A 16,774-nucleotide genomic window follows, 5' to 3' on the forward strand; every position below is an offset into this window, starting at 1 on the left:
TTCACAACAATGGCAAAAATCGTCGACATCAAAGGTCGTGAAGTTCTCGACTCCCGTGGCAACCCCACTGTCGAAGCGGACGTGCTTCTCGACAACGGCATCATCGGCAGCGCCTGCGCGCCGTCCGGTGCTTCCACTGGCTCGCGCGAAGCGCTGGAGCTGCGTGATGGCGACAAGAGCCGTTACCTGGGCAAGGGCGTGCTGAAGGCCGTCGCCAACATCAACGGTCCGATCCGCGACCTGTTGCTGGGCAAGGACCCTGCCGACCAGAAAGCCCTCGACCAGGCCATGATCAAACTCGACGGTACCGAAAACAAAGCGACCCTGGGCGCCAACGCGATCCTCGCCGTTTCCCTGGCCGCCGCCAAGGCTGCCGCCCAGGACCAGGACCTGCCGCTGTACGCGCACATCGCCAACCTGAACGGTACCCCGGGCGTCTACTCGATGCCGGTGCCGATGATGAATATCATCAACGGCGGCGAGCATGCCGATAACAACGTCGACATCCAGGAGTTCATGGTCCAGCCGGTTGGCGCCAAGTCCTTCTCCGAAGGCCTGCGTATGGGCACCGAGATTTTCCATCACCTCAAAGCTGTGCTGAAGGCTCGTGGCCTGAGCACCGCGGTTGGCGACGAAGGCGGCTTCGCGCCGAACCTGGCGTCCAACGAAGACGCGCTGAAAGTGATCTCCGAAGCCGTGGCCAACGCTGGCTACAAGCTGGGCACCGACGTGACACTGGCCCTGGACTGCGCGGCCAGTGAGTTCTTCGAAGACGGTAAATACAACCTGTCCGGCGAAGGCCAGGTGTTCACCGCCGAAGGTTTTGCCGACTACCTCAAGGGCCTGACCGAGCGCTACCCGATCATCTCCATCGAAGATGGCCTGGACGAGTCCGACTGGGCTGGCTGGAAAATCCTCACCGACAAGATCGGCGAGAAAACCCAACTGGTAGGTGACGACCTGTTCGTGACCAACACCAAGATCCTGAAAGAGGGCATCGACAAGAAGATCGCCAACTCGATCCTGATCAAGTTCAACCAGATCGGCACCCTGACCGAAACCCTGGAAGCCATCCAGATGGCCAAGGCTGCCGGCTACACCGCGGTCATCTCCCACCGTTCCGGTGAAACCGAAGATTCGACCATTGCCGACCTGGCCGTGGGTACTGCTGCTGGCCAGATCAAGACCGGTTCCCTGTGCCGTTCCGACCGCGTTTCCAAGTACAACCAACTGTTGCGTATCGAAGAGCAGTTGAATGGCAAGGCCAAGTACAACGGCCGTGCCGAGTTTCGCGGCTAAGCGGTAAATGGTAAAAAGACAGCGGATTGTGTCGCAAAGGTCGCCAAGGCGACGGTTTTGCCTCTAATCTGATGCCTTATCAAGCACAAGCCTGGATTTTCCAGGCTTCGTGCTATCAGACCTTCAAGTTTGGCATGGCGGTCTTTTTTCACTGGATACTGATATTCGATGCGCAGTCCCAATTGGTTGTTTCTTGTCTTGCTTCTGTTGCTGGCCGGCTTGCAGTACCGCCTGTGGGTGGGTAATGGCAGCCTGGCGCAAGTGGCCGACCTGACTCAGCAAATTGCCGACCAGCACGCTGAAAACGAGGCGCTGCTGGAGCGTAACCGGGTAATGGACGCCGAAGTGACAGAGCTGAAAAAAGGCATGGAGACCGTTGAAGAGCGGGCTCGACATGAGCTGGGCATGGTCAAGGAGGGCGAAACCCTCTACCAGTTGGCCCAATGAGTATTCGTTTGCCGGCCTTCTGGGCCGTGATTCCTGCCGCGGGCGTTGGTGCCCGCATGGCCGCGGACCGTCCCAAGCAATATCTGCAGCTGGGCGGACGTACCATTCTCGAACACAGCCTTGGCTGCTTTCTCGACCACCCAACCGTCAAGGGCGTGGTCGTCAGCGTGGCACAGGATGATCCTTACTGGCCGACACTAGCCTGCGCCAGCGATCCTCGAATCCAGCGTGTGGACGGCGGTGAGCAGCGTTCCGATTCGGTGCTCAATGCCTTGTTGCACCTTCATGAACACGGCGCCGACGATTTCGATTGGGTGCTGGTGCATGACGCCGCGCGGCCCAATCTGGCGCGGGGCGATCTCGACACATTGCTCCATGAGCTGGCGAACGATCCGGTCGGAGGACTGTTGGCAGTGCCCGCCCGCGATACGCTCAAGCGCGTCGACAAGCATGGCCGTGTGTTGGAAACAATTGATCGCAGCGTGATCTGGCAAGCCTACACGCCACAAATGTTCCGCCTCGGCGCCTTGCATCGGGCCCTGGCCGACAGCCTGGTGGCGGATGCACTGATCACCGACGAAGCTTCGGCCATGGAATGGGCGGGGCAGGCGCCTCGGTTGATCGAAGGGCGATCGGACAACATCAAGGTCACCCGGCCGGAAGACCTGGAGTGGTTGCGCCAGCGTTGGGCGAATCGGCATTGAGCGTTGGAGGCGTCTCCTGACCGTCTTCGCGAGCAGGCTCGCTCCCACATTGGATTTCCAGTCGCCATGAATGTTGGGTACAACCAAAAACCTCTGTGGGAGCGAGCCTGCTCGCGATAGCAATTGCTCAGGCGACACAAAAAACCACGGTCATCCCCGATACTCCGGCCGCTCAGCCAACCCCTCCTTCAAGTAATCCACCAACTTGCGCACCTTGGGCGACAGATGTCGCTGCTGCGGGTACAGCGCCCAAACCGCCGTATTCGGCGGCTGATGAGCCTCCAGCAAAGAGATCAGCGCACCGCTGTGCAGATGTTCAAGCACGTAATAATCCGGCAATTGGCACAAACCCACCCCTTGCAGCGCCGCATCAAGCACCGCTTGCCCACTGTTACAACGCCAGTTTCCCTGCACCCGTTGAGAAAATTCCCGCCCGTTCTGCTCCAGTTGCCAAATGTCGGAGCTGCCGATGAGGCAGTTGTGACGGCTCAGTTCCGACACACTGTGGGGCCGACCGTAGCGTTCCAGATAGGACGGTGATGCGCAGAGGTACATGCGCCGCGGCGCCAGGCGTGTCGCGACCAGGCGCGAGTCCTGCAGGCGGCCGAGGCGAATCGCCAGATCAAGACTTTCGTGGACCAGGTCCAGTGGGCGATTGCTCAGTTCGATGTCTACTCGCAGTTGCGGGTACAGCCCCATGAACCGCGTCACCAGCGGCACGATAAAGCGCTCGCCATAGGCCACGGCGCAGGTCATTCGCAGCATGCCCTTGGGTTCGCTGGTGAGATCACCCACCGCCCGCAGCGCTTCCTCGCGTCCGTCCTGCAGGCGTTGGCAATGCTGCAGAAAAGTCTGACCAGCCTCGGTGAGGGTCACACGCCGGGTACTGCGATAGAGCAATCGTGTCTGCAGACGCTCTTCCAGCCGTACGATTTGTCGACTGATGTGCGAAGACGAAACCCCCAGGCGCTCGGCCGCCGCGGTGAACTGGCTGCATTCGGCCACGGCGACGAACTCGTCGATGCCTTCCCAGCGATTGTCAGACATGAACGATTGTCCCTATACAGCAATAATGTTTTGCTTTTGGTTGGATTATTCATCGTTCGGCGAAGGATTACACTCCCGGTCTTGTTTTTATTTGCCGGAGAATCCGAATGATCAAGTCGCGCGCCGCCGTTGCCTTCGAGGCCAAGAAACCCCTGGAAATCGTTGAAGTCGACGTCGCCATGCCGAAAGCCGGCGAGGTGCTGTTGCGCGTGGTGGCTTCGGGCGTTTGCCATACTGACGCCTACACGTTGTCGGGCGCCGACCCGGAGGGGATCTTCCCGTCGATCCTCGGTCATGAAGGCGGCGCGATCGTCGAGGCGATTGGCGAAGGCGTGACTTCGGTGGCGGTGGGTGACCATGTGATTCCGCTGTACACACCGGAGTGCGGCCAGTGCAAATTCTGCAAGTCGGGCAAGACCAACCTGTGTCAGGCGATTCGCGCCACCCAGGGCAAAGGCCTGATGCCGGACGGCACTTCGCGCTTTTCCTACAAGGGCGAGACGATTTTCCACTACATGGGCACTTCGACGTTCTCTGAATACACCGTGCTGCCGGAAATCTCCGTAGCGAAGATTCCAAAAGAAGCGCCGCTGGAAAAAGTCTGCCTGCTGGGCTGCGGCGTCACCACCGGCATCGGCGCGGTGCTCAATACCGCCAAGGTCAAGCCAGGGGACACCGTGGCAATCTTCGGCCTGGGCGGCATCGGCCTGTCGGCAGTGATCGGCGCGGTGAAAGCCAAGGCCTCGCGCATCATCGCCATCGACATCAACCCGGCCAAGTTCGAAATCGCCAGGCAGCTCGGCGCGACCGATTGCGTCAACCCGAAAGACTTCGATCGCCCGATCCAGGAAGTCATCGTCGACATGACCGATGGCGGCGTGGACTTCTCCTTTGAATGCATCGGCAATGTCCAGTTGATGCGCGCCGCGCTGGAATGCTGCCACAAGGGCTGGGGCGAGTCGGTGATCATCGGCGTGGCCGGGGCCGGCCAGGAAATTGCCACCCGTCCATTCCAGCTGGTGACCGGCCGCGTCTGGCGCGGTTCGGCCTTTGGCGGCGTGCGTGGTCGCAGCGAGTTGCCAAGCTATGTGGAGATGGCCGAAAAGGGCGAGATCCCGCTGGATACTTTCATCACCCACACCATGGGCCTGGAAGATATCAACAAGGCATTCGACCTGATGCACGAAGGCAAGAGCATCCGTACCGTTATTCATTTCTGAGGTCGGTCATGAGCCTGGAAAACATCTCCTGCCAGAAAAGCTTCGGCGGCTGGCACAAACGTTACCGCCACCGTTCCGAAGTGCTCGGTTGTGACATGGTCTTTGCCGTCTACCTGCCGCCGCAAGCCGAGCAGGGCGGCAAGCTGCCGGTGCTGTACTGGTTGTCCGGACTGACCTGCACCGATGAAAACTTCATGCACAAGGCCGGTGCCCAGCGCATGGCCGCCGAGTTGGGGCTGATCATCGTTGCGCCTGACACCAGCCCCCGTGGCGCCGACGTGCCGGGCGATCCGGACGGCGCCTGGGATTTCGGCCTGGGCGCGGGTTTTTATGTGAACGCCACGCAGGATCCTTGGGCGCGGCACTATCGGATGCATGATTATGTGGTGCAGGAATTGCCGACGCTGGTCGAAGCACATTTCCCTGCCTCGGATAAACGCGGCATCAGCGGTCATTCCATGGGCGGCCATGGCGCGCTGGTCTGCGCCTTGCGCAACCCTGGGCGCTATCGTTCGGTGTCGGCTTTTTCGCCAATCAACAACCCGATGGATTGCCCGTGGGGGCAGAAGGCTTTTTCCCGCTACCTGGGGGAAGACCGCTCGAAATGGCGTGAGTGGGATGCCTGTGCATTGATCGCCGAGGCGCAGGAAAAGCTGCCACTGCTGGTGGATCAGGGTGATCGCGATGATTTCCTGGCCAATCAGCTCAAGCCCGAAGCGCTGCAGCACGCGGCCAAAGCGGCCGGTCATCCGCTGGAGTTGCGCCTGCAACCAGGCTACGACCACAGCTATTTCTTCATCGCCAGCTTTATTGATGAACACTTGCAGCATCATGCGCGCGCTCTGAACGCCTAATGCAGGTAGAATCACGCCCTGACAAAAATCGGGGCGTTTTTTTATGCGTATTGGCCACGGCTACGATGTTCACCGTTTCGCTGAAGGCGACTTCATTACTCTGGGCGGCGTGCGTATCGCACACGGCTTCGGGCTGCTTGCGCATTCTGACGGTGACGTGTTGCTGCACGCCTTGAGCGACGCTCTGCTCGGCGCGGCTGCCCTGGGCGACATCGGCAAGCATTTCCCGGACACCGACCCGCAATTCAAGGGCGCCGACAGCCGCGTACTGCTGCGCCACGTGGTCGCGTTGATCCACGCCAAGGGCTGGGTCGTCGCCAATGTCGACAACACCATTATTGCCCAGGCCCCCAAGATGGCGCCGCACATCGAAGCGATGCGCCAGCGGATTGCCGAGGATCTCCAGGTTGAGCTGGACCAGGTGAACGTCAAGGCCACCACGACCGAGAAGCTTGGCTTCGTTGGCCGCGAAGAAGGCATCGCCGTTCATTCCGTCGCCTTGTTGCAGCGCCCATGACCGAACTGGAACTCTTGGGCCCGCGGGCCTACGGTGAGACATTGGGCCGGGCGGTACTGAAGGCTACCGCCGAGGACTTCCAGGTCGACGAAGTGCTTGATATCCCGTTGTCCGGTGATGGCGAGCATCTGTGGATCTGGGTGGAAAAACGCGGCTTGAATACCGAGGAGGCTGCCCGGCGGATCGCCAAGGCCGCCGGCGTGCCTTTGCGCACGGTCAGCTACGCCGGGCTCAAGGATCGTCAGGCCCTGACCCGGCAATGGTTCAGCGTGCAATTGCCCGGCAAGGCCGATCCGGACCTGTCGACGGCAGAAAACGATACGCTGAAGATCCTCAAGACCGCACGCCACAGACGCAAGCTGCAGCGCGGCGCGCACTCGGCCAATGGCTTTACCTTGCGCCTGACCCAATTCTCAGGCGACAAAGAGTCTATCGAGACACGCCTGCAACACATCGCCCTTCAAGGCATTCCGAATTATTTTGGTGCCCAGCGCTTTGGCCATGACGGCGGCAACGTCGTCGATGCCCGTGCCTGGGCGGCGCGCAAGGCTTTGCCGGAGCAGCGCAACGTGCGTTCTCGGCTGTTGTCCACCGCGCGCAGCTTTCTGTTCAACCGGGTGCTGGCGGCGCGAGTCGCCGACGGTACCTGGCGGCAAGCCCAGGTGGGCGACTTGCTCGCCTTTACCGACAGCCGCAGTTTTTTCCCTGCCGGTGAGGCTGAGTGCAGCGATCCGCGCCTGGCCATTCTCGATCTGCACCCGACCGGGCCGCAGTGGGGCGAAGGACCTTCGCCCGCCGCCGGGGCAACCTTCGAATTGGAGCAAGCCATCGCCGCTGACGAGGCCGATCTGCGGGACTGGTTGATAAACGCGAGAATGAGTCACGAACGTCGCATCCTGCGACTGCCCATTGGCGGGCTGTCGTGGCATTATCCCTCGCCTGACATTCTGCAATTGGAATTCGTCCTGCCGGCCGGATGTTTCGCCACTGTCTTGGTGCGCGAACTCGTCGATCTGGTGCCGGTGGGGCAGACGGACAGCCCATGCGTATTCTGATTTCTAACGACGACGGGGTGACAGCACCCGGTCTTGCCGCGCTTTATGCTGCGCTGGCGGATTTTGCCGAGTGCGTGGTCATCGCCCCGGACCAGGACAAAAGCGGCGCGAGCAGCTCGCTGACGCTCGACCGTCCGCTGCATCCCTGCTACCTGGACAACGGTTTCATCAGCCTCAACGGCACGCCGACCGATTGCGTGCACCTGGGCCTGAACGGCCTGCTGGAGCGCGAGCCCGACATGGTGGTTTCCGGGATAAACCTGGGGGCCAACCTGGGCGATGACGTACTGTATTCCGGAACGGTCGCCGCCGCCCTGGAAGGTCGTTTCCTGAACCATACGTCGTTTGCCTTTTCGTTTGTTTCACGGCAGGTCGACAATTTGCCCACTGCCGCCTACTTCGCCCGCAAACTGGTGCAGGCCCACGGCGAGCTGGATCTGCCGCCGCGTACGGTGCTGAACGTGAATATCCCGAACCTGCCGCTTGATCATATCCGTGGCATCCAGCTCACTCGCCTGGGCCACCGCGCCCGTGCCGCCAGGCCGATGCATGTCGTCGACCCGCGCGGCAAGGCCGGCTACTGGATCGCCGCCGCTGGCGATGCCGAAGATGGCGGGCCTGGCACCGACTTCCATGCAGTGATGCAGGGCTATGTCTCGATCACACCCCTGCAGCTCGATCGCACTTTCAACGATGCCTTTCGAAGTCTCGATGGCTGGCTGGAGGGGCTGCGCTGATGGGTCGTGAACAAGACGATATGCTGCGCCGCGGAATTGGCATGACCTCCCAGCGGACCCGGGAACGGTTGATCCAGCGGCTGTACGAAGAAGGCTTGTCCAACGCCCAGGTGCTCGAGGTGATTCGCCGTACGCCGCGTCATCTTTTCGTCGATGAAGCGTTGGCCCATCGCGCCTATGAAGACACGGCGTTGCCGATCGGCCACAACCAGACCATTTCCCAGCCCTACATGGTGGCTCGCATGAGCGAGTTGCTGCTGGAGGCGGGGCCGCTAGACAAGGTGCTCGAGATCGGCACGGGCTCGGGTTACCAGACCGCGGTATTGTCGCAGTTGGTGGAGCGGGTGTTTTCCGTGGAGCGAATCAAGGTCCTGCAGGATCGCGCCAAGGAGCGCCTGGTGGAGCTGAACCTGCGCAACGTGGTGTTTCGCTGGGGCGACGGTTGGGAAGGCTGGCCGGCACTGGCGCCTTATAACGGCATCATCGTCACGGCCGTTGCCACCGATGTTCCCCAGGCTCTGCTGGACCAACTCGCTCCCGGCGGGCGACTGGTGATTCCGGTGGGTGCGGGCGAAGTCCAGCAACTGATGTTGATTGTGCGTGAAGAACACGGTTTTTCACGACACGTCCTCGGGGCGGTGCGTTTCGTGCCGTTGCTGAACGGGCCATTGGCCTGAGCATTTATAGACAAACGCTGAATTCCGGGGCACGACATGTGTCTTACGGCAGCAGCTGTTCGACAAGCGCTGGTTTGCCAAACAGCGTCCAACAGCGTCGAGCAAACGTGTGCGGCAGCTTTTCGCGCTTCCTTTATAGAAGCGTGGTGTCGGCTCGCCACGGGGCAATATTTCTGCCTGGACAGGCAGTGTGCAATTTTTTCAGCCACCACAAAGGGAGCGGCGGGTGAGTCTCACAGTCATTGCGCAGCGTATGGGTATCACGAGCTTCAAGCGCCTGGTGACTGGCCTTCTCTTGAGTACCTTGCTGGTCGGTTGTTCCAGTACTCCGTCGGGTAATGTCCGGGTGGTCGATCGCAACAATGCGACACCGCAGCGGCCTACAGTGACGACCGGCCAGTATGTAGTCCGTCGCGGCGATACGCTGTTTTCCATCGCGTTTCGCTACGGCTGGGACTATAAAGCCCTCGCGGCTCGCAACAACATTCCTGCGCCTTATACGATCCATCCGGGTCAGACAATTCGCTTTGACGGTCGCAGTGCCTCAACGCCTACCGCGGTCGTGACGCAGTCGGGTTCGACCCCGTCATCCTCGAGCAAAACCACGGTTATCCGTCGTCCGGCCGGTGCCGCAACGGCGACCGTACCGTCCGTCGCGAACAAGCCGGCACCCGCTCCGATGCCTCCGGCGGGCCCCGCCCCGACCGGCTGGGGATGGCCTTCTAATGGCGTTCTCATTGGAAAATTCTCTTCAAACGGTAGTTTGAATAAAGGAATTGATATCGCCGGGGAATTGGGACAGCCTGTTTTGGCAGCGTCTGATGGCACGGTCGTGTACGCCGGGAGTGGTTTAAGGGGCTACGGCGAACTCGTGATCATCAAACACAGCGATACCTACGTCAGTGCCTACGGTCACAACCGCAGGCTGTTGGTTCGGGAGGGGCAGCAGGTCAAGGTCGGACAGACAATTGCCGAAATGGGCTCAACGGGTACGGATCGAGTGAAACTGCATTTTGAGATTCGCCGACAAGGTAAACCTGTGGATCCGCTGCAATTCCTGCCACGTCGTTGATTTGCTTGTCAGCCTGTTCCGTCGCGTAGAGGGAACAGGCTCCAGCGTTGCCAAGGATAAAGGCGTCGCTTGAGCTTGAGGTCGAACTCACCAAAGGACTATAACAATGGCTCTCAGTAAAGAAGTGCCGGAGTTTGACATCGACGATGAGGTCCTCCTTATGGAGACCGGCATCGCTATGGATTCGATGTCGAATGATGAAGGGGCGACTCCACCTTCCGTTCGTGCCAAATCCAAACACTCCGCTTCACTTAAACAACATAAGTACATCGATTACACCCGGGCGCTGGACGCCACTCAGCTGTACCTCAACGAAATCGGCTTCTCACCATTGCTCTCCCCCGAGGAAGAAGTTCATTTTGCGCGCTTGTCGCAAAGTGGCGACCCGGCGGGTCGAAAACGCATGATTGAAAGCAACCTGCGCCTGGTGGTGAAAATCGCCCGACGCTACGTCAATCGTGGGCTTTCGCTGCTGGACCTGATCGAAGAGGGCAACCTGGGCCTGATTCGCGCCGTCGAGAAGTTCGACCCCGAGCGCGGCTTCCGTTTCTCGACCTATGCGACCTGGTGGATCCGCCAGACCATCGAACGGGCGATCATGAATCAGACCCGGACCATCCGGCTGCCGATCCACGTGGTCAAGGAACTCAACGTCTACCTGCGGGCCGCCCGCGAGTTGACCCAGAAGCTCGATCACGAACCTTCACCCGAGGAAATCGCCAACCTGCTGGAAAAACCGGTGGGCGAGGTCAAGCGCATGCTCGGTCTCAACGAGCGGGTCTCATCGGTCGACGTTTCACTGGGGCCAGACTCGGACAAGACGCTGCTCGACACCCTTACCGACGATCGTCCGACCGATCCATGCGAGTTGCTCCAGGATGATGACTTGTCCCAGAGTATCGACCAATGGCTCTCGGAGCTTACGGACAAGCAACGGGAAGTGGTGATCCGCCGCTTCGGCTTGCGCGGTCATGAAAGCAGCACCCTTGAAGACGTGGGTCTGGAGATTGGTTTGACCCGTGAGCGGGTCAGGCAGATCCAGGTCGAAGGCCTCAAGCGCCTCCGGGAGATCCTGGAGAAGAACGGCCTGTCTAGCGAGTCGTTGTTCCAGTAAATCAGGCAAGCGCAGCAGAGAAAGCCCCGACTGAGTTCGGGGCTTTTGCTTTTGTCGGCAGAGAGAATTTCTCGTCAGCCCATTTTGTAGCTTCAGTTTGTAAGCTTTTGCCTAGTGTTACGTAAGCGTTCGGTTCCACGACGATGGGACAGATTGCTAATAAAGCGCTTTATAAACTTGCAAATAACTGTTTTTGAAAGATTTTAATGAGTGTGAATGGCTCGTGACAGTGCCGGCGGAGCGCCGCCGAGGCATTGCACTCGTTTGGGAAAACACTAATATCAATCCTGTGTCGACGGACAGACACACCCGTCAAGGACGATGGGACAGGAAGGACATCGCAGGACGCGATTCATCAGGACGATGAAAAGGATTAAAGGGATTATGGAAAAAATGTGGGCGGGTCAAACCGCCCCTTTTTTTTGCCCGCGATTTTGTTCCAGGCAGCAAAAAGGCCCGCAAGGGGCCTTTTCAGCGAACGCTGGGTAATCAGCGTTCCAGGTCTGCGATCTTGCCAGTCTTGCCATCCCATTCTTCGGCGTCGGGCAGGGCGTCTTTCTTCTCGGTGATGTTCGGCCAGATATCCGCCAGTTCGGCGTTCAGCTCGATGAAGTTCTCCATACCGGCCGGCACTTCGTCTTCCGAGAAAATGGCGTTCGCCGGGCATTCCGGTTCACACAGGGCGCAGTCGATGCACTCGTCCGGGTGAATGACCAGGAAGTTCGGGCCTTCGTAAAAGCAGTCCACCGGACAGACTTCTACGCAGTCGGTGTACTTGCACTTGATGCAGTTGTCGGTGACGACGAAGGTCATTTCTAATTCTCTCCTCAGGCGGCTGCGGCGAAGCCCCATCACGGTAGGGGTCGCGAGGTTCGGGAGCGATTGTCTGCAAACCCAGGCTAATAGGTCGCAGCATCCCAAACCGCGCGAGATTCTAACAGCTTGAAAGCCTGTGCGTTAGACCCGTGTCTTCAATGTATAGAGTAAATCCAGCGCCCGGCGCGGGGTCATGTCGTCGAGGTCGAGCTTGGCCAATTCGTCGAGCACCGGATGCGGCAGGCTGGCGAACAGGTCGCTTTGCTGCGGCGCGGCCGGTTTGCCTTTGGTCGGGCGCGGTACCTCGTGCGGCAAGCTGGTGGTCTCCAGGCGGCTGAGGTGCTCGCGAGCGCGGGTGATGACGTCGCTCGGCACACCGGCCAGTTGTGCCACCGCCAGGCCGTAGCTCTGGCTGGCCGGGCCGGGCAGTACGTGGTGAAGGAACACGATGCGTTCGTTGTGCTCGGTGGCGTTGAGGTGGACGTTGGCCACCAGCGGCTGGCTCTCCGGCAACACCGTCAATTCGAAATAGTGCGTGGCGAACAGCGTATAAGCGCGCAACTGGGCCAGACGTTCAGCGGCCGCCCAGGCCAGGGACAGGCCGTCGAAGGTGCTGGTGCCGCGACCGACTTCGTCCATCAGCACCAGGCTGCGCTCGGTGGCGTTGTGCAGGATGTTCGCGGTTTCGCTCATTTCCACCATGAAGGTCGAACGCCCACCGGCCAGGTCATCGCTGGAGCCGATCCGGGTGAAGATCCGGTCCACCAGGGACAGTTCGCAACTGGCCGCCGGGACGAAGCTGCCGATGTGAGCCAGCAGCACGATCAGCGCGGTCTGGCGCATGTAGGTGGATTTACCGCCCATGTTCGGACCGGTGATCACCAGCATGCGGGTATTGTCGTCCAGGCTCAGGTCGTTGGCCACGAACGGCGTGGTCAGTACCTGCTCGACCACCGGGTGGCGACCCTGGCTGATGCGCATGCACGGCTCGCTGACGAAGCGTGGGCAATTGAGGTCCAGGTTCAGCGCGCGCTCGGCCAGGTTGCTCAACACGTCCAGTTCCGCCAGGGCGGCGGCGGTGTCCTGCAACGGTGGGAGCTGGCTGATCAGGTCTTCGAGCAGCGCTTCGTAGAGCATCTTTTCCCGGGCGAGGGCGCGACTCTTGGCTGACAGCGCCTTGTCCTCGAAAGCCTTGAGTTCCGGCGTGATGAAACGCTCGGCGCCCTTGAGGGTCTGGCGGCGAATGTAATCGGCCGGGGCTTGCTCGGCCTGCTTGCTCGGCAGCTCGATGAAGTAGCCATGGATGCGGTTGTAGCCGACCTTGAGGTTGGCAAGGCCGGTACGGGCCTTTTCCCGGGCTTCGAGGTCGATCAGGAACTGGCCGGCGTTTTCGCTCAACGATTGCAGCTCGTCGAGTTCGGCGTCGTAACCGGTTTTCAGCACGCCGCCGTCCCGAATTACCGCTGGCGGATTGTCGATAATGGCCTTTTCCAGCAGCGCGGCCAGCTCCGGGTAGGTGCTGGTGGTGCGCGCCAGTTGCTGCAGGTGAGGTGCTTCAAGGTCGGTCATCGCCACCTGAAGTTCGGGCAGCGCGCCGAGGGCGTCGCGCAGGCGCGCCAGGTCGCGAGGACGGGCGTTGCGCAGGCCGATCCGCGCGAGGATCCGCTCGATATCGCCGATTTCCTTGAGCTGCGGTTGCAACTGCTCGAAACGATAGCGGTCCAGCAGGCAAGTAATGGAAGACTGGCGTGCTTGCAGTACCGTCAGGTCCCGCAGCGGTCGGTTCAGCCAGCGGGTCAGCAGGCGGCTGCCCATGGCGGTCTGGCAGCGATCGACCACCGACTGCAGGGTGTTATCGCGGCCACCGGCCAGGTTGGTGTCCAGTTCCAGGTTGCGTCGGCTCGCGCCGTCCAGCACGACCGTGTCATCCAGGCGTTCGTGACGCAGGCTGCGCAGATGGGGCAGGGCGGTGCGCTGGGTTTCCTTGGCGTAGGCCAGCAGGCAACCGGCGGCGCCGATGGCCAGGGTCAGGTTCTCGCAGCCGAAGCCCTTGAGATCCTGGGTGGAAAACTGCTGGCAGAGACTTTTCAACGCCGAGTCGCGCTCGAAATCCCACGGCGCCCGGCGACGTACGCCACGGCGTTTTTCCGCTGGCAGGTCTTTGGGCCAGTCATCCGGGATCAACAACTCCACCGGATTGACCCGCTCCAGTTCCGCCAGCAGGTTTTCCCAGCCTTTGATTTCCAATACCGAGAAGTTGCCGCTGGTGATGTCCAGCACGGCCAGGCCGAACAGGCGCTCATCGCCGAGGACGGCGGCGATCAGGTTGTCCCGACGTTCATCCAGCAATGCCTCGTCACTGACTGTGCCGGGAGTGATGATCCGCACGACCTGGCGCTCCACCGGGCCCTTGCTGGTGGCCGGATCGCCGACCTGTTCGCAAATCACCACGGACTCGCCCAGCTTGACCAGTTTCGCCAGGTAGCCTTCCGCCGCGTGGTAAGGAATCCCACACATCGGAATCGCCATGCCTGCCGATTGCCCACGCGCCGTCAGGGTGATGTCCAACAGCTTGGCGGCCTTCTTCGCGTCCTCGTAGAAGATCTCGTAGAAGTCGCCCATGCGATAGAACATCAGCTGATCGGGGTGCTGGTTCTTCAGGCGCCAGTATTGCTGCATCATCGGCGTGTGGGAGGACAGGTCGTTCACGGCTGTATTCATGGGTGTCAGGCAAAGCTCGTTGAAAGGTGTGGGCAAAAGTGGGGCATTGGCCCGGCTTTTCCGCGATGGGCGCAAGGTTAACATGGGCGGTCTGGTGCGACCCATATGTGAGTGGTTTTTGGGATTGGGTGGATGAGGATGCGTGCATATCCGTTTCTTAGGTCACGGCGACTTAAGGTTCCGCCCTTACGGCGGCTCACTTTTATGAAGCGTAAAAGTAAGCAAAACGCTTTTGCCCCACCACTCGGTGCCTCGCCTAGGCTCGGCATGCCTGAACGAAGGTATTGCTCCGTGGGCACGCCGCGAAGGGCCATCCTTGGCCCAGCGCGGCTAACCCGGCATCCATGCCGGGTTGCCCACTGCGCAATACCTTCGTTCAGCCAGCGTGGTTAACGGGGCGTCGAGATCAACGTCCACCGCGAGGCGGCCTGATAGCCGACCTGATTTCGGTTGGTTCGCGTTTCTCCTGTGGGAGCGAGCCTGCTCGCGAAGGCGGCCTGACAGCCGGCCTGCTTCTGCGGCTGTACTCGTTCCAACTGTGGGAGTGAGCTTGCTCGCGATGACGGCAGCGAATTCAACACCGCTGTTGCTGACGCATCGCTTGGGTTCGCGTCAACAGCGCCTACCTGGGATCCACCACATCCAATGCCCGATTCGCCAGCAACTGGCTCAGCTCGATCATCTGCAGGATCCCTAGTGCGATATGTCGTCGCGACCCTTCCAGGTCGAAGGCGAGATCGCTCACCATGGCGTTGGCCGAGGCCAGGGTTTCGCTGAGGTTGGCGAGCAGGCATTCGCTGTCGATGTTGGGAGCAATTAGATAGAGGGTATCGGACCTTTCCTCGTCGGCTTTTGGCTTGAGGTCATCGTCCGGGGAGTTGGGTGTGTGCTGGGGCATCTTTTCGGATCCTTGAGGTTGAGCCACCACTCACTCGCGACTAAACGAGGGGTGGCAGCTGTACGCAGGTTAGTCGACCGGGGATCCAAGGAACCGGCGCGCCCGAGGGCGCCCTGCGCACAGCTACCATCAAATGCAGGGATATAAGTTCCTGACCGAATGGAGCAATGAGCACCTTGGAATGCCGAGCGACTAAACCCGATCACTGATGGGCAGTGACAAGATCAAAAGTACCGCTGGGGCCCAAGGCGCACAAGCCGGCGGATTCTGGCGTAGTTGTAGGCAGAGGCGCAAGGCAACGTAGTCTCGCGATGCGCATTTGAAGGACGGGGTGGGAGGTTTTTCCTAGGACTGTGTAGGGCAAATCCGTGGCGAGGGAGCTTGCTCCCGCTGGGCTGCGCAGCAGACCCTTTTGTGAGCGCTGCGCACTCAAGCGGGAGCAAGCTCCCTCGCCACAAAAGCATCTGGCAGAGCTTAAGCACAGTGTTTGCGTATTTATGCAAAACAGCATTTGTCTTCCGCGAAAAGAACAAGCATTATGCGCGTTATGCAAAAACGCAACGTTTCTACCGTATTAAGAGCATTGCTCGATCAGCACGGGATCTCCCCCACGGAGCTTCACCGGCGTACCGGCGTGCCTCAGTCCACCCTCTCGCGGATCCTCAGCGGCAAGATCGTCGACCCTTCGGATAAACACATCTCGAAGATCGCCGAATATTTCGCCGTGAGCACCGACCAGTTGCGTGGGCGGGTCGACGTTGCGCCTGCCGGCAACAGCCGCCGCGAAGAGCCGCATTCCGAACTCAAGGACATAAGCCTGTGGGACGATGACACGCCCGTCGAGGAAGACGAGGTGTCCGTTCCTTTTCTGCGTGAGGTTGAATTGGCTGCTGGATCAGGAAGATTCGTCATCGAGGAAAGCGAGCGCTCAAGCCTGCGTTTCGGCAAGCGCAGCCTGCGCCACAACGGCGTGCAGTTCGACCAGGCCAAGTGCGTGACGGTGCGCGGCAACAGCATGTTGCCGGTGCTGCGCGACGGCGCCACGGTCGGGGTGAACGCGGGCAAATGCGGGATCGGCGACATCGTCGACGGTGACCTCTACGCCATCAACCACAACGGCCAACTGCGGGTGAAGCAGCTATATCGCCTGCCCACCGGCATTCGCCTGCGCAGCTTCAACCGCGATGAGCATCCGGACGAGGACTACACCTTCCAGGAAATGCAGGACGAGCAGATCGTCATCCTCGGTCACGTCTTCTGGTGGGGCATGTACGCCCGTTAACCCTTCCGCTGTCAGATAAAACCCGCCGCCGTGCGGGTTTTTTTTCGCCTCCCGGAGACCTTCAAACCCGGTACTTACGCAGGCTCCATGCATTTGCGCATTCCTTTCGCATAAATAAATGCATTTACGCATTGACTGTATATGCATCCATGCATATTCTGTGTCCAAGCCGCTCGACAAAGCGGCCGGCAACAAAGCTCTTTAGTTCCACCAACAGGCAGCGATGAACCGGCCTTAACGGTTCAGAGGGTTGGCAACTGACCCGGGTGTGCAGCGTAAAGCACCACAAGCAGTTATCCGGCGGGCAGGGACCG

At 60.3% G+C, this 16,774-nt stretch carries 16 protein-coding genes; 12 read left to right on the plus strand and 4 right to left on the minus strand.

What is annotated here, in order from left to right; all coding sequences use genetic code 11:
- Window positions 1–9 precede the first annotated feature (9 nt).
- The 3 genes from eno (at window position 10) to ispD (ending at window position 2,450) form a co-directional block, all read left to right on the plus strand.
- Window positions 10–1,299 carry a phosphopyruvate hydratase gene (gene eno / locus J3P96_RS06235; RefSeq protein ID WP_258631378.1) on the plus strand — a complete coding sequence of 430 codons (1,290 nt, stop codon included), beginning with the start codon at window positions 10–12 and terminating at the stop codon, window positions 1,297–1,299.
- A 168-nt stretch (window positions 1,300–1,467) separates the two neighbouring features.
- On the plus strand, window positions 1,468–1,746 hold the full coding sequence (gene ftsB / locus J3P96_RS06240; RefSeq protein WP_003184873.1) for a cell division protein FtsB: 279 nt from the start codon (window positions 1,468–1,470) through the stop codon (window positions 1,744–1,746).
- Window positions 1,743–2,450, plus strand: a complete 708-nt coding sequence (gene ispD / locus J3P96_RS06245; protein ID WP_434572134.1) for a 2-C-methyl-D-erythritol 4-phosphate cytidylyltransferase — start codon at window positions 1,743–1,745, stop codon at window positions 2,448–2,450. The genes ftsB and ispD overlap by 4 nt, the downstream gene beginning before the upstream one ends.
- Before the next feature lie 150 nt (window positions 2,451–2,600).
- On the opposite strand, the gene J3P96_RS06250 is transcribed toward ispD, so the two are convergent.
- The gene (locus tag J3P96_RS06250; RefSeq protein ID WP_092330626.1) at window positions 2,601–3,497 is read right to left on the minus strand and encodes a LysR substrate-binding domain-containing protein; all 897 of its coding nucleotides are present in this window, start codon (window positions 3,495–3,497) and stop codon (window positions 2,601–2,603) included.
- A 107-nt stretch (window positions 3,498–3,604) separates the two neighbouring features.
- On the opposite strand from J3P96_RS06250, the gene J3P96_RS06255 reads away from it, so the two are divergent.
- The 8 genes from J3P96_RS06255 to rpoS all read left to right on the plus strand — a co-directional run bounded on the left by J3P96_RS06255 (window position 3,605) and on the right by rpoS (window position 10,743).
- Window positions 3,605–4,717: an S-(hydroxymethyl)glutathione dehydrogenase/class III alcohol dehydrogenase gene (locus tag J3P96_RS06255; protein WP_214915574.1), complete on the plus strand. Its 1,113-nt coding sequence runs from the start codon at window positions 3,605–3,607 to the stop codon at window positions 4,715–4,717.
- Between the two features lie 8 nt (window positions 4,718–4,725).
- Complete coding sequence (gene fghA, locus J3P96_RS06260) at window positions 4,726–5,571, plus strand: S-formylglutathione hydrolase (RefSeq protein ID WP_434656061.1); 846 nt, start codon at window positions 4,726–4,728, stop codon at window positions 5,569–5,571.
- 43 nt (window positions 5,572–5,614) lie between these two features.
- The gene (ispF, locus tag J3P96_RS06265; RefSeq protein WP_305499111.1) at window positions 5,615–6,088 is read left to right on the plus strand and encodes a 2-C-methyl-D-erythritol 2,4-cyclodiphosphate synthase; all 474 of its coding nucleotides are present in this window, start codon (window positions 5,615–5,617) and stop codon (window positions 6,086–6,088) included.
- The gene (gene truD, locus J3P96_RS06270; RefSeq protein ID WP_434656063.1) at window positions 6,085–7,143 is read left to right on the plus strand and encodes a tRNA pseudouridine(13) synthase TruD; all 1,059 of its coding nucleotides are present in this window, start codon (window positions 6,085–6,087) and stop codon (window positions 7,141–7,143) included. The genes ispF and truD overlap by 4 nt, the downstream gene beginning before the upstream one ends.
- Window positions 7,131–7,880 carry a 5'/3'-nucleotidase SurE gene (gene surE / locus J3P96_RS06275; protein WP_305499115.1) on the plus strand — a complete coding sequence of 250 codons (750 nt, stop codon included), beginning with the start codon at window positions 7,131–7,133 and terminating at the stop codon, window positions 7,878–7,880. The genes truD and surE overlap by 13 nt, the downstream gene beginning before the upstream one ends.
- A 41-nt stretch (window positions 7,881–7,921) precedes the next feature.
- Complete coding sequence (locus J3P96_RS06280) at window positions 7,922–8,557, plus strand: protein-L-isoaspartate(D-aspartate) O-methyltransferase (protein ID WP_161796107.1); 636 nt, start codon at window positions 7,922–7,924, stop codon at window positions 8,555–8,557.
- A gap of 226 nt (window positions 8,558–8,783) precedes the next feature.
- Window positions 8,784–9,629 carry a peptidoglycan DD-metalloendopeptidase family protein gene (locus J3P96_RS06285; RefSeq protein ID WP_434656064.1) on the plus strand — a complete coding sequence of 282 codons (846 nt, stop codon included), beginning with the start codon at window positions 8,784–8,786 and terminating at the stop codon, window positions 9,627–9,629.
- Between the two features lie 106 nt (window positions 9,630–9,735).
- The gene (gene rpoS, locus J3P96_RS06290) at window positions 9,736–10,743 is read left to right on the plus strand and encodes an RNA polymerase sigma factor RpoS (RefSeq protein WP_003198289.1); all 1,008 of its coding nucleotides are present in this window, start codon (window positions 9,736–9,738) and stop codon (window positions 10,741–10,743) included.
- 489 nt (window positions 10,744–11,232) lie between these two features.
- On the opposite strand, the gene fdxA is transcribed toward rpoS, so the two are convergent.
- From fdxA to J3P96_RS06305, 3 genes are all read right to left on the minus strand, one after another.
- On the minus strand, window positions 11,233–11,556 hold the full coding sequence (gene fdxA / locus J3P96_RS06295) for a ferredoxin FdxA (RefSeq protein WP_030139464.1): 324 nt from the start codon (window positions 11,554–11,556) through the stop codon (window positions 11,233–11,235).
- A gap of 144 nt (window positions 11,557–11,700) precedes the next feature.
- Window positions 11,701–14,268, minus strand: a complete 2,568-nt coding sequence (gene mutS / locus J3P96_RS06300; RefSeq protein ID WP_434572145.1) for a DNA mismatch repair protein MutS — start codon at window positions 14,266–14,268, stop codon at window positions 11,701–11,703.
- Window positions 14,269–14,902: 634 nt separating this feature from the next.
- Window positions 14,903–15,178, minus strand: coding sequence for a DUF6124 family protein (locus J3P96_RS06305; RefSeq protein WP_434656067.1), 276 nt, complete (start codon window positions 15,176–15,178; stop codon window positions 14,903–14,905).
- A gap of 547 nt (window positions 15,179–15,725) precedes the next feature.
- Between J3P96_RS06305 and J3P96_RS06310 the strand changes: the two genes are divergently transcribed.
- Window positions 15,726–16,460 carry a LexA family transcriptional regulator gene (locus tag J3P96_RS06310; RefSeq protein ID WP_305501185.1) on the plus strand — a complete coding sequence of 245 codons (735 nt, stop codon included), beginning with the start codon at window positions 15,726–15,728 and terminating at the stop codon, window positions 16,458–16,460.
- Window positions 16,461–16,774: the final 314 nt, after the last annotated feature.

Source organism: Pseudomonas sp. R3-56 (assembly GCF_051132075.1).
Taxonomy (GTDB): Bacteria; Pseudomonadota; Gammaproteobacteria; order Pseudomonadales; family Pseudomonadaceae; genus Aquipseudomonas.